The organism is Sporosarcina sp. G11-34, assembly GCF_026931025.1.
In genome coordinates, this window is sequence record NZ_JAHNZW010000005.1 from 264,173 (window position 1) to 278,820 (window position 14,648).

The window sequence follows — 14,648 nt, forward strand, 5'->3', positions numbered from 1 at the left end:
CAATTAATTATCAGTTAGTGATAGGAGATTTAATATGAATTATGAAAAATCGATTGTAAAAGATATTTATTGCAAAGTAAAAATTGTCAATCATGATGAGTACAACAATTTATATGATATATATTTGGATGATATGAGCAATTATATATATTTGCATTACAACACGGATGAGTTTGAGGATATTGATCAAGAAAAGTTAAGCAGCTACTTTATAATAAAAACTTTTTTAGATTACCTTTCTAATAATCAAATTTTTCCCAATGAAATGGATCTTTCATCAAATGATTTCCAATTATTATTTAAGTTACTTAAAGAATCGATTGGATTGTTGGGTTACAATACCCTGCACCCCCTTCAAAGAACACTCTCAAGGAAATTGCTTCTACATTCTTTAATATCGAATAATAAGGAACTATTTGGTAATGTGATATTTGAAAGTGAAAAGTTACATGTTGAAGATCAAAAGCTTTATTATGGAAAATCTAATAACGAGAATTTCCAAAACCTATTATCTATTAATGCACTTCGTGTATTCTTTGAGAGGTTGACACTCGTTAATAATAACATTGACATTACTGGATATTTTAGGGTTCCTTATTTTCGTTCAAACGGTTTATTAAAAAATAAACTTAAACTGGTACTTTTTGAACCCTCTACCTCAACTGAACATGTATACGATATTCAAAAGTTTTACCGCCACGATATCAATAATTCTCATTACGAGAATAATGGATACGTTGGTTTAAAAATGAGTATACCTTTAACCGAGCTAACTGAGGGTAGTCATGACTTTTACTTAAGAATTTTTAGTGAGGATGGCCAAACTTATTATAATCAACGCATTTCAGCTGCCACGGTTTTCAACAGATTTAAAGGATACTTTACTACTTCAGATAAACTTTTCTTTATATCTGTCAACAGAAGAAATCATATAAATCTAAAAGTCAAAGGGCATTATTCTAAGGCGCGAAAGAAATTGACTCGTTTAGCAACTCATTTTAATGCAATCTTTAATTTGAAAAAAGGAAAACTAAAAAAAGGTGGTTTGGATCGATTAGCATACCTATTCACCTTTCCTTTTCTAAGAAACAAAAACATTTGGTTGATTTCAGAAAGAGGCGACACATGCCAGGATAATTCTTATCACCTCTTTAAACATATTCGATTAAATTATCCGGAGAAGCCTGTTTATTATATTATTGATAAAAAAAGTTCAGATTATGAGAAAATAAAAAATTTGGATAATATTATTAATAAAGATTCTCTGAAACACAGAGTTTACTTACTACATTCTCAAATAATAATAAATGCTTACGATGTTGAAGCTTATACAAAACCTGGTATGTATACCAAAAGACAGTACTTGAAAATATTTGGCGATATACTGAACTACAAAACAGTTTTCCTTCAACACGGTATAATTTATAATGATGTATCTGCAAGTATGAGCAAAAATAGAATAGGTAATGATTTAGTAATTGCATCACTTCCTAAAGAAAAAAAGTTCATTGAATCACATATGGATTATCCGTCATCAGAGGTAGTATTAACAGGTCTTCCTAGATATGATAATTTGAAAAATAGAAATCAAATTAAAAGAAAAATACTCTTAATGCCTACCTGGAGACGTCATTTGTCTTTAAAGTCTTATTTAAAACAAGATGAGAATGATAAGATTGAAATGGAGAAACAGTTCATTGAATCTGACTACTTTAATTTTTATAATTCTTTATTGCAATCTGACGAGCTTGCTGCATTGATTGACGAATACAACCTGGATTTCGAATTTTATCCACACTATGAAATTCAACCATATCTCGATAGCTTTCAATTAAATAATGAGAAAATAAAAGTGCTTAATAAAGAAGTCACTGATATACAAGATTTATTAATTTCTGCCGATTTACTAATTACAGATTACTCCTCTGTATTTTTCGACTTCTTGGCAATGAAAAAACCTGTTGTTTTTTGTCATTTCGACTATGAGGAATTTTATGAAAAACAGTATAAAGAAGGCTATTTAAATCTTAGAGATTACCCACTAGGCTATGTAACAAATGATATTGATGAAACAATTAGCAGTATCAAAAAGGTTATCGATAATAATTTCCAGATGGCTGAAAATCACATGAATAAAGTGGATGATCTTTTTCACTTTGATTTAGACAATCAATTTAGTGAACGAGTTTATCAAGAAATTCTACAATTAGAAAATAAAATTACACTAAGCCAAAATAAATAATATAATAATAACCTATCCATTCTTTCGGATAGGTTATTATTATATTAGAACTAAAAAAATCTTATTATGAAAACCAGATAGTTAATATGATATATTATGTTTAGTAAAGGTGTTGATGACCAGTGAAACTTTTTGAGATATTAAATAACAAAACTAAAGAAATTAGAGATAAAATAAGTCGTAAAAATGGTAATAACTCCTTAAATAAATTAGATGTTATTCAAAATGGTAAAGACATTACGATAAGTATGTCCATTTCAAATAAAAAAATAAAAGTAAGCAAGTTGTATATTAAACATGATAACGATATCGTTTGTAACTGTATTTTAAAATATAATAACAGAACCTTCACTACTTCATTAGACTTATCTAAACTAACACAATCGACCTTCTCCGAACTGGAACTTGGTGATTTAACTTTTTCTTTATTAATATCTACTACTGATAAATCCAATAAGGAAATCTTTCAAACAATTTCGCTTAATAAGTTTAAAAAGACTACTTTTAGCATTATTAATGAATTTGATTTACTCGATAAAAAAATAACCCTTGGAACTTCAACACAAGGTGATCTAATATTCATTAATAAAAAGGAATTTAATACCTATACAACTAGATTAAACCTCGTGAAAGTCAACAAAGATAAAATTTATATATCTGGTTTTATTAATACCTTTAATCATATTCCAAAAGAGGTCACAATTGTTTATATGGGTAGGGAAACAGGTTCTTCCAGAAGTTTCAAATTAGATGTAAAATTAATGACAAATAAAACTATGAAGAATAACGGTCAAAATCATTATTCTTTCAAAATATCTTCTAGCTTTCTTGATATTCTTGATGACAATTTCGAAAGTGATATTATCGATATTTACTGTTCCATTAAATTTCAAGACATCAATGAGGTGATTATTAAAAGAGCTGGAAAACCTCGTTATATTACAAATTTATTTATTAATAGTAGTTTTTTCGTTAAGGATGATCATGCAATATCTATAGTTCCTTATTTTACATTTAAAGCCAAGAACCTATCCTTAAACTGTGATGTTTATAGTAAGCAGACATTTTATTACTATTATTACTTTATTAGATTTTTTCATAAAGCTATTAGATTCTTTTTCAGGAATGAAAAAATATGGTTAATTGGCGAACAACCTTTTAAAGCTCAAGATACGGGGTTTCACTTTTTCCAGTATTTAAAAAAAGAGCATCCTGAAATTAATGCATATTATGTAATCGATAAGACATCACCAGAGATTGAGAAAGTAAAAAAATATAATAATTATTTAATTTACAAATCAAAAAAGCATTTTATTTATTCAATTGCAGCAAAAGCAATTATAACTTCACATCACCCTGACTATTTATATCCCTTGAAAAGCAAAAACTTTATAAAAATGATTAAAGCAAAAAGGATCTTTTTACAACATGGTATTTTAGGAACTAAAAATATGGCTAACATTTACGGAAAGAACTCAAGTAATTTTTATACAGATTTATTTTTAGTTAGCTCTAAACGCGAACAAAACATTGTAATAAACGATCTTGGATATTCCCAAAACGAAGTGAAAATAACTGGTCTTTCGAGATTTGACAAACTATTAAATAGAGATACCCCCTTAAAAAATCAGATATTAATTATTCCTACGTGGCGAGATTGGATCCTATCTGATTATGACTTTCTTGAAAGTGATTATTACAAGTACTGGAATCAACTTATTACTAATTCTAAACTTCGTAATATTACAGAACAGTACAACCTCGATATAGTGTTATGCTTGCATCCGAATATGCGAAATTATAAAAAGTATTTTACTGCAACTAACATTAAAATCATAAATCAAGGAGAAGTTGACGTTCAACAATTATTAAAAGAGAGTAATTTGATGATTACCGATTACTCAAGTGTAGGTTTCGACTTTAGTTTTTTAAAGAAACCCTTAATATATTATCAATTCGATAAAGAAAGGTTTTTTTCGAATAGTTCCTCACATTTGGATTTAGATAATGATTTACCTGGTCCAATTGCTTTTTCAATACAAGAGGTAAATGAATTAGTGTTAAGGTATGCTAAAGGAAATTTTAATATGGATAAAGAGTACATATTAAAATCCGAAAAACTTTTTGAATACAGTGATCAAAAATCATGCGAGCGCATTTACGGTGTTATTAAAGAAAAACTAGAAGATTAACCTTTTGTTTCACGCTAATAGATTCTTGAGCACTTAGTGAGAATTTCGGATAGAATTAGCACCTGTGATCATTACAATCATGAGAATATACCGCACCGATATGTTTTTCACCGATGATTGTAAAGGAACTTAACGAAATCAATAAATGTATATGCGAATACATTAATATCAATAAAAGTTAGGGAGTAAGCTCAATTTCAATATGCCCTGAAATAGAATGCGATAATTACCAACTTGACTCAAAAATTTCTACTAGAACGGGATCACAAGCCAAGTAGATAGGAATACGTTCTGAATTTCCTTGCAAAGACTTTCACAGTCCTTGTGTATTTATAATGGCTACGCACGAGCTTCTCAATTCATCTACAGCAAGCGTAAAATAGCGCCCACCTATAATACTGGTGGGCGTTATTTTTAATACTTATATTGGAATAACCAGTCCAATGATTAACTACACATAAAATTGCATATACTAACTAGCACACTTCGGATTCTTGATTCTCAAATAATTGTGTAGCTAGGAGTATGCAAAATGATCAAAAATAGACTTCGGCGTATGGTTAAACCAGTTAAGAAACATTTAATTAAAAAAGCCATCGCAAACAAATATTATTTGGAAAATGAATATTTGGTTTATGAAATCAAACTAATTAACTTTTGGCTCAGTCCTAAAAGTATGCGTGCCAAGTTTATACACGGCGATATTGAACTTAATTTATTTGTTGATAATAATGGGACGCTTTTGTTCGTAAGGGTTCCTGTTCATGAGTTGCGCTCGATTAATGAGGTTGCCTATATTGAGTTGACGATTGATAATAAATTGGTTTGGATTACAAAATCGACGCGTTGGGATAATTTCTGTGAAAGTATTTTAATAGAAAAGAAATACATAACGACGAATATATATAAAAGTATAATAATTGCCAACCATTTTAAGGAGTTAACTTTTATCCCAGAGAAGGTTCGCGTAACCGTGCCCACTACTAAGTACAATTCGCTGGTGCTTTCTCTTCAAGACTCGGATGTATTCACCGATTTAGATAGCCTTGAAGTTTACGCTTTTAATCATGATAAGTTTATTATTTTGAACGGAATTCGCGATGCTGCGAGTGCTGATATTGTGATAACTGAATTCTCTCCTCTGTTAATTGGATTATGGCGTTTATTTTTCAAGATAAACGATGCGTTCTATCCGCTTGAAATTGTGAATGACTATCATCGGTCTTTCGATACATATAATCATGAAGTCTCTTTGTTGACTAAGGGGGACTGTTTTTATTTGCATGCGGAGCCTCATTTATTCCTTCATGGCTCTATCGCTATTAATATGTTCGAAGATGAACAACTTCAATTGGCGATTAAATCTTATGATAAACGCGCAGATACTAATTTTGAATTAATTTTAGATGAATTGGCAACCTCCGATGTGAAAAACTATCCATTAACGAAGACGATGGATTCGTTAATTACAAAAATCGCCTTGAATGATTTATGTACAACCTTTTTCAGTAAACAGTTTTTCATTGTCGATGATAGTGCTGAACCAAAAAAATACCAATTTGATCTCCAAAAACATCATTTATCGAGCGCATTGACTACTTATAAAATAACGTGTGACTCGCAAGTTATTACACTGAAGTTTTATAAGCAAAAAGATCACTCCTTAGGGCTAAAAGTAACGAAACCTGTTATTAGACGTATGATTGTTGGCATTAATGATTTCAAGATTAAAGGATTTGTTCTTTTGTTGAATAGATTCATTCAGTGTCAGGCTTTCCTATTATTGGAGGAACGAGATTCTGGGGCGTCTATAAAAGTCCCTATCCATAATCGCTTTTCTGTTGACTTGATGAAGTTGGATTTAGTTCAGTTGAAAAGTAAGGACAAGACAATTATTGATTTCTACATTGTCGTGGAGAATAGCGAATCACAAGTCATTCGGAAAGAGAAAATCGCTTACCGACATGCGGATTATAAAAAGGATACGTATTACGAATACCAAATGATTGAGGATGCTGATCAAAACGAGCACCACTTCTTGCTTACAACAACACCTTTTGATAATTTAAAAATAGAGTCATTTACGATTCTAAACGACATTCAGCTACCCCTAAATGTGAAGAAGGACGACAATGTTTGGCTCATTGGTGAACGTTATAATACGGCGCAAGATAACGGCATTGTGTTCTTCAACTGGCTACGAGAAAATACCTCAGTTGAGGCCTATTATGTTATTGAGGAGAATAATGCCGACTTTGAATTGATTCGCGACAATCCGTATGTCGTTGCTTTTGGGACCCAAAAGCACTTTAATGTGTCATTGAAAGCGAAAGTATTGCTTGGTACGCATGACTTGGAAAACATCTTGCCATATAAAGCAGCCGGTGGTTTTTTTGGTTATGAGGAGACGTATAAAGTATTTCTTCAACACGGGGTGTTGGGGCGGAAAAACGTTGAGTACCATAAAAAATATTATGACCTGCCTTTCGATTTATTCATTGTCAGCAGTGAAGCTGAGAAATCGGATATTGTCGTTGGTGAAATGGGCTATGATAAAGAAGATGTTGTCGTCACGGGTTTGGCTAGGTTTGATCAGTTGGTTACCTCGGTGGCACCTAAAGACATCTTGTTGATGCCCACATGGCGTGATTGGATCAATACGGATGCGCGTTTTTTGGAGAGTGACTATTATACTGCATACTCGAAATTAATTAAAAATAAAAAGTTGTTACAGTTATTGGATGACTATGAGGTGAACTTGAACTTTTATCCGCATTACCGTGCGCAAGACTACTTCGTACATGAGTCCGAGTATCTACACGACCGCATTAAGTTTATCCCTTTTGGTTCTGAAACCGTACAAAACCTGTTGCTTCGACACGCATTATTGCTGACGGACTACAGCAGCGTAAGTTTTGATTTTTCATTACTTAAAAAACCGGTCATTTATTTTCATTTTGATGTAGACCGTTTTTTCAGACGCGGTATTTTGAGGCCTATCGAGGAAACGTTCATCGGTGGCATTGCAACAACTGGGGACGAAATGGTGGAATTGATAAGGGAACGGATTAAACACCAATTATCCAATTATGACTACGATATCTCTGGTATAATTAAATATGATGACTTGTCAAATTGTGAACGTATATATCGCCATGTGCAGAAACTGTTTATTCATGGACAAAAAGAGTAGTATTGCGCTGAATGCAATCCCGTTAAATACTGTCCCGAGCAACCGCGCTTTCCGCAGGCAAGCGCATAAGTGCTGAAAGATGCAGTACACCCTTCCCTGCCACATCAACCCTAAAAAGGCGTTCATAAAACGATGGCGCTCCTCGGTCGTAATAGCTGTTCTTCGTGACGGCTCTTCCTTTTCGGTCTTGGCGTCTACTAATTTCAACAGGAATCGTTGCACTTCGCTTGAATCAACTAGATTCTACTTATACCGACAGTAGTTTTCAATGCGACCCATTTGCACTGGAGTGTCTCCCTATTCTATAATTTCCAGGTATGCTAATGCGGAAACCTGTTTTCATAAGTGCAATCTACATAATTATATTAATTTAGAGAAGGTGTTTTCGTTTGTTGAAGGAGTTTCTGATTGCGGTTTATCTATTGTTTACGAAGATTGTGTTTGTTTTGTGTAAGTTGTTCCCAGTTCGTGATAAGTATGTGATGGTTTCAAGTTACAGGGATAATATTGAATCAGTTGCTCGAGAAATTCTTGGTGATCTTAAGGGTGATGTTGTGATTTTGACATCGCGTAATAGTAATTATTCGTTTGATGATTTAGGGTTAAGTGATTATCATTTGATTCATTTTGATAGTTTGAATGTTATTCATTACATAAAGAGTATTTTTCATTTGGCGACCGCTCGTACAGTTTTTGTTGATAATTATTTTGCTTTTTTAAGTGTGATGGATTTTAAGTCGAGTGTTGAATGCATTCAACTTTGGCATGCTGCAGGAGCTGTGAAGAAATTCGGAATGGCAAATCCGAACTTTTATGAGAGGCCGGCAGTTGCACAGAAGCGTTTTCTGAAAGTGTATGACCGTTTCGACAAAGTTGTCGTTGGTTCGGATGAGATGATTCCGATTTTTAAGCAGGCATTTAATTTAACCGATGATCAATTTTTGACGACCGGCATTCCGAGAACTGATTTTTTCTTTGATGAAGCTGCCATGGATATTGCTGAGCAGTCTGTTTTACGTGCGTATCCGGAAATTGGGAATAAGAAAGTGGTTCTCTATGCGCCAACCTTTCGCTGGGATCAGTTGAATGGGCAGGATATTCCTATTGATATTGAATCTATGACTGCTTCACTGGGGCCTGAGTACTTATTGTTTATTCGAATGCATCCTGCTGTTAAAATGAGTGAAGATCGTTCGCGAATAGACGGAGTTATTGATGTTTCGGGGTATCCGAATGTAAACGAACTGTTGCTTGTTACGGATTACTTAATTACGGATTACTCATCCCTTCCATATGAATTCGCGTTATTGAATCGTCCTCAAATTTTTTATCCGTATGATCTTGAGGAGTATGAAAAAGAGAGTGGTTTTTGGGGTTTATATGAAGAATCAGTTCCAGGGCCAGTTGTTAGGTCGACGGATGAAATTATTCAACTCATTGAAAATGATAATTTTAACTTTGAACAAATTCATCACTTTTCGTCTCAATGGAATAAATATTCTTTAGGAAAATCTTCTGGTAGTCTTGTTGAATACTTGCATAAAAAAATGCCTTCTTAAATATTACTAGAAGGCATTTTTAATTCTATTTTTTATAGTATAGATGGAAATAATCATTAAATTTTACATTTTAAAGATTTGCTAACTACTATATCTATTCACTAACCTACTTCCGTTGGATATAATAAGCGTCAAAAACTCCCCACAACACTTCGCACTTATCCACACTGTACTCTACGTGGGATAAAATTAGCCCAAAGTCAATATATCTATGATATAATCATATTAATTATTAGTATTATAATTTCAAATAGAATCCTTTTTTTACAAAGCAAAAAAGGAATGTACATATAAAATACAGTCAGTTTAAGGATGGATAAAGTTGGAAAGAAAGTATTTATACGAAATTAATTTTGTTCGGGCTATCGCTTGCCTACTTGTAGTAATGGTACATGTTAGCGCCATCTACTTTTTTGCATATGATAGAAGCCATACCACATTGACTAACTTCTTGACTCAAATAGGTAGAATCGGGACCCCTTTATTTGCGTTATTAAGTGGTTTTTTATTATATAATCAAACTTTAAATAGAGAATTCAGTACTCGTATGTTCCTCAAAAGTCGATTTGTGAAAATTATTTCTCCCTTTTTTTTCTGGAGCTTTTTTTATTTGATTTACAAGTCAATTTTCCGTAATTATTCTTTCCCAAACTTTTCATCTACTAAAGAGTCAGTGGACTTTATTTACATGTTTTTAACTGGCGGAGCGCATTCACATTTATATTTTATTGTTTTGGTAATACAATTTTATGTTTTATTTTTATTAATTCGAAAGTTCCTCAACTTAAAATCAATTGTTTTTTTGACGGTAGTATCATTTTATCTTAATTATACATTTATTAACAATAACTTCGCTTTTGAAAATATGTATATTGATCAATTTGTAACTAGTAGAGCATTTTTGTTCCAATGGATTTTCTACTTTATGCTGGGTATGTTATTAGTAGAGTTATGGCCTAAAATTCATAGTTTCCTTATTATAACAAAGAATAATCGCTATATGTTACTGCTAGGTTGTGTTGTTATTGCACTTAATGTTTTTAACTATCATACAAATCAAATGGTTATTTCATCAAATAAAAATGTCATTAACATGCTAACAGTTCCTATAGCATTTATGGTTTTGATTAGTTTGTATTATAATTTAATTATGATAAATGAATTTATTGTAAAAGTTTTCATTAAGATTGGTAATATGTCTATGGGGATTTATTTAATTCACCACTTTGTTATTTATTTATATCTAGATTATGCACCGTATAATGTTACTGCCTATCCAGCTTTTATTTTCATTTATTTTATAATGGTTGTTATAATTTGCATGATTATTTTAAAGGGATTATCGCTTCTTCCATTCAATCAGTACATTATAACTTTAGTTAAAAATAATAATAGTAATATAGATTTCAACATTAGGGAGACCCAAGATTTAATTAGGAAAATGAATCCTGACGATAGTATTGATAGAAAAGAACGCGAATTGTATGTTTAAAATCCTACAGAAGGATTTTCGAGTGAATTTGAATCTAGTTATGCTATAACTGAGGAAGTGAATTTATTGAAGAGAAACATCTTTTTCTTATTAGTATTTTCTATGTTGTTATCTGGTTGTTCATTTTCACAAAAAGATGAGGCTTTTATTCCAGAAGATTTTACTGAGAAAGAGTCTATTTTGACAAGTTATCAAAAACCCCCGTCTCATATGACCATTGGGATGATTGGAGATATATTGTTACATGAACCGCTATACACCTATGATGATTATGCGTATTCGTTTGAAGAGGTGAAAGCGCCGCTTGAGGAAATCGATTTTTTACTAGCGAACCAAGAATCTATGCCTTCTGGCGATTTGTATCCGTACAGCGGTTATCCCGCGTTTAATAGTCCCGCTCATATCATTGACGGGCTGAAAAATGTTGGGGTGGACATGGTGTCCATTGCGAATAACCATACGCTCGACCGAAGTGAAAAAGGTATTTTGGCGGCTATCGAGAATATTAAGTCGTATGACATGCCGTATGTCGGTGCGTATATGTCTGATAAGGATCAAAACGAGCCCCGTATTGTGACGGTTAACGGCATTACACTCGGCGTTTTGGCTTATACATACGGTACCAACGGGATTTTGACGCCTAAAGGAAAAGATTATTTAGTTGCAAGAATAGACCCAGAACGGATTTCACGTGAGGTTGCGGAGATGAAAGAGCTTGTCGATGTTGCTGTCGTTTCGATGCACTGGGGCAATGAATATGAGCTAACCCCCAACCAGTCGCAAATCGATTTAGCGCGAGTGGTCGCGGATGCTGGTGGGGATATTATTTTTGGGCATCACCCTCATGTTTTACAACAGTTTGATATATTAACAGGGAAAAATGGCAATGATACGCATGTGTTTTATTCGTTGGGTAATTTTTATTCCGGACAAAGTTTTGACTATACGGATATTGGCGGTATTGCGCGGTTGACGATTGAAAAGAATACAAATATCGATGGGCATCCCATTACAATTCACCAAAATTCTTTTTATCCGACCGCAGTCATTGAAGATGACAAAGGCATTTATAAAGTTGTTCCCCTCTTATCTGTCGAAAAGGACAAGATTGTTACGAACGATTGGGTTCTTAAACACATGAATGCCGTCATGTTTGAGTAGTTTTTGTCACCTTGTAACATAACTGTAATATACTTGTAATGTAATAGTCCTTGTTAAATCCTTCCTATAGAGTAGTATCTTGGATAGAGATATACTACTTTTTATAAGGGGAGATAAGAAAATGAAGAAAACTGTTTTTTCTGTTATGGCTACAACTGCCCTTGCAACTATGATAGCAGTCGGCGACGCTGATGCTTCTGAAAATACATACGATGTAAAACCAGGTGATTCCCTGTGGAAAATTGCGACAAAACATAATTCGTCAGTAAGCAACTTGAAAAAATTGAACAACTTAAGTTCTGACCTAATATTCCCAAATCAAAAACTGATCGTTTCTGGGAGCGCTAGTACTACGCCTTCAACAGGAAGCGCATCTTCTGGATCGACAACTGTTTCAAAGCCAACTACTACGACTAACTCATATACGGTGAAATCTGGAGATACGTTGGGTGCAATTGCATCAGCGCATAAAACTTCGGTTTCTGCTCTAGCAAGCTTAAACGGCATTGCAAACATTAATAGAATTAGCGTTGGACAAGTGTTAAAAGTTACTGGAACTGCAACAGCAGCTCCGGCACCAACACCGTCGAAGCCAGCTGCATCAACTTCTAAACCTAATACAAGTGTAGCGGGGGCAACATCTTATACGATTGTTCGCGGAGATACACTGTCAGGGATTAGTAGCAGGCACGGCATAAGTGTTAATTCACTTATGACAATGAACGGTTTGAATTCGCATATCATTCATATTGGACAAAAGCTTCAACTTGATGGCGTAGCGGTTTCAAAACCTGCTGTTGGCCAAACGGCAGCTCCTAAACCACAAGCACCAGCAGTTTCAAATTCAGGTAGCGGTGTTTACGCTAACGTAGTTGCTAATGCGGTTGCTCAAAAAGGTGTTCCTTATGTATGGGGCGGACAATCCCCACGAGGATTTGACTGTAGTGGATTCATTCACTATATCTTTAACCAATCGGGTGTTTCTATGTCTCGTACAAACGTTTCCGGCTATTACAGCAGGTCATATGACATTAGCAATCCTGTACCGGGTGACCTAGTATTCTTTGACAACACGTACAAAAGAGGTCTTTCTCATATGGGCATTTACTTAGGTAACGGAAAATTCGTTCATGCGGGTTCTAAAGGGATTACGATTGCACACGTCAATGATAGCTATTGGAAAAATAAATTTAATAGCTACAAGCGTCTTTACGCAGTTGATTGATTTAATAGAGATAAATTTAAAAGGTTCAGGGACTTTATTGTCCTTGAACCTTTTTTGTTTGGGAAAATTGCTTAGGATGTGATTTAATTAATTCAAACTTTATAGGTCTAAGGGTACTATTCGCTGATAACTATGCCGTGGGCGCTGATACTTGGCTTCTATGCGCTGATATCCTCAATTTGAACGCCGATAATACGCCCGTGAGTGCTGATAACTCCCGTCCAAAAGATGATATTCATTAAAACCCGATGATTCAACACAAATTCTAATCACATAAGCGGTGGATCTGGAACGATGTGGCGTTCGTTGTTGCGCCAGTAGACGATCCACTCTTCTATCCGGTCCATTGCGATTTCTAGTTGGTCGTAGGAATTCGCGAATGAGAGTCTGACGTATGCTTCACCGATTGGTGTGAATGCACTCCCTGGTACAACTGCGACGTCTGCTTCTTTTAATAAGGTGTGGGCGAATTGTTCGGATGTCATGTTGAACTCTTTAATAGAAGGAAAAATATAAAATGCACCGTTCGGTTTGACAGTAGGGAGCCCCATAGCGGTAAGTCGGGTGTACACGAGGTCCCGCCGCTTGATGTATTGCTTGTTCATGTCCGCTGGCGTGTTAGGGCATTCGGTTAGCGCAACGACTGCTGCGTGCTGCGCAGGTGCGTTTGCGCATATTGTATTATGGGCGTGTGCTTTGACCGCATGCCGCATCCATTCCGCAGATGCGAATAAAAAGCCGAGACGCCAACCGGTCATTGCGTGTGATTTGGATAGCCCGTGGATGAGAAAGAGTTTACTTCTGAGCTGTGGATATTGAGCGAATGAACGGTGTGTACCTTTAAATGTGTTTTCGCTATATATTTCGTCTGAAACAATGAATATGTCGTGTTTAACAACTACATCTACAAGTTGGTCCATTGTTTCGTGTGGAATGATAACGCCTGTTGGATTGGAAGGGAAACTAAAAACGACTGCTTTCGTTTTTGGTGTGATTAGTGCGGCGAGTTGCGTTGGGTCTGGGATGAAGTTTGTTTCTGTTGTATCAAGATAGACGGCGGTTGCCCCTGTTAGCGTGATGAGCGGATCGTATCCTGCGAAAATTGGCGCTGGTACGATAATTTCATCACCCTCTTCTAAGATTGTACGAAAAGTCGCGTCCATTCCCCCACTTGCCCCTGCTGTAATAAGCACTTCCGTTTGCGGATCATAGGTGAACCCGTATTTATTGTTGAAGTATTCGCTGGCGGCATGTCGTAGTTCTAGTAATCCAGCGTTATGCGTGTAGCCCGTTTTGTTCGCAGCGATTGCATTCACCGCCGCCGCCTTTACTTTGGCCGGTGTCGGGAAATCAGGCTGTCCCACTGTTAAGTTAATGGCGTTCGGGTAATCAACAAGCATATTCGCGATTTTGCGGATGCCCGATAATTTAATTGCTTGAATACGCGGGTTAATGGTAGGTGTCAACGTACTTCCCCCTTTTCGTTAGTAGGTGTTAGAATAATCTGCTTTCTTAAGTATAGTTTACTAGGAGAGGGGGATGAATAGTAGTTTTATTGGTGATAATTCTAAATTTAAATGAAAT

General features: G+C 34.7%; 8 protein-coding genes. 7 read left to right on the top strand and 1 reads right to left on the bottom strand.

The features are described from left to right. Positions 1 to 34 precede the first annotated feature (34 nt). The 7 genes from KSU66_RS09210 (at position 35) to KSU66_RS09240 (ending at position 13,064) form a co-directional block, all read left to right on the top strand. The gene (locus KSU66_RS09210; protein WP_269051144.1) at positions 35 to 2,242 is read left to right on the top strand and encodes a CDP-glycerol glycerophosphotransferase family protein; all 2,208 of its coding nucleotides are present in this window, start codon (positions 35 to 37) and stop codon (positions 2,240 to 2,242) included. Between the two features lie 122 nt (positions 2,243 to 2,364). Beyond that, entirely contained in the window at positions 2,365 to 4,434 is a 2,070-nt protein-coding gene (locus KSU66_RS09215) for a CDP-glycerol glycerophosphotransferase family protein (RefSeq protein ID WP_269051145.1), read from the top strand. Positions 4,435 to 4,966: 532 nt separating this feature from the next. Further along, positions 4,967 to 7,627 (top strand): CDP-glycerol glycerophosphotransferase family protein, encoded by a 2,661-nt coding sequence (locus tag KSU66_RS09220; RefSeq protein ID WP_269051146.1) that lies wholly within the window; start codon positions 4,967 to 4,969, stop codon positions 7,625 to 7,627. A 389-nt stretch (positions 7,628 to 8,016) separates the two neighbouring features. Beyond that, entirely contained in the window at positions 8,017 to 9,186 is a 1,170-nt protein-coding gene (locus tag KSU66_RS09225) for a CDP-glycerol glycerophosphotransferase family protein (RefSeq protein ID WP_269051147.1), read from the top strand. A gap of 322 nt (positions 9,187 to 9,508) precedes the next feature. Continuing rightward, complete coding sequence (locus tag KSU66_RS09230; protein ID WP_269051148.1) at positions 9,509 to 10,678, top strand: acyltransferase; 1,170 nt, start codon at positions 9,509 to 9,511, stop codon at positions 10,676 to 10,678. Between the two features lie 66 nt (positions 10,679 to 10,744). Further along, positions 10,745 to 11,839 (top strand): CapA family protein, encoded by a 1,095-nt coding sequence (locus KSU66_RS09235; RefSeq protein ID WP_269051149.1) that lies wholly within the window; start codon positions 10,745 to 10,747, stop codon positions 11,837 to 11,839. A gap of 121 nt (positions 11,840 to 11,960) precedes the next feature. Beyond that, positions 11,961 to 13,064, top strand: a complete 1,104-nt coding sequence (locus KSU66_RS09240; protein WP_269051150.1) for a C40 family peptidase — start codon at positions 11,961 to 11,963, stop codon at positions 13,062 to 13,064. 269 nt (positions 13,065 to 13,333) lie between these two features. Here KSU66_RS09240 and KSU66_RS09245 read toward each other — a convergent pair whose 3' ends face one another. Further along, positions 13,334 to 14,530: an aminotransferase class I/II-fold pyridoxal phosphate-dependent enzyme gene (locus KSU66_RS09245; RefSeq protein ID WP_269051151.1), complete on the bottom strand. Its 1,197-nt coding sequence runs from the start codon at positions 14,528 to 14,530 to the stop codon at positions 13,334 to 13,336. Positions 14,531 to 14,648: the final 118 nt, after the last annotated feature.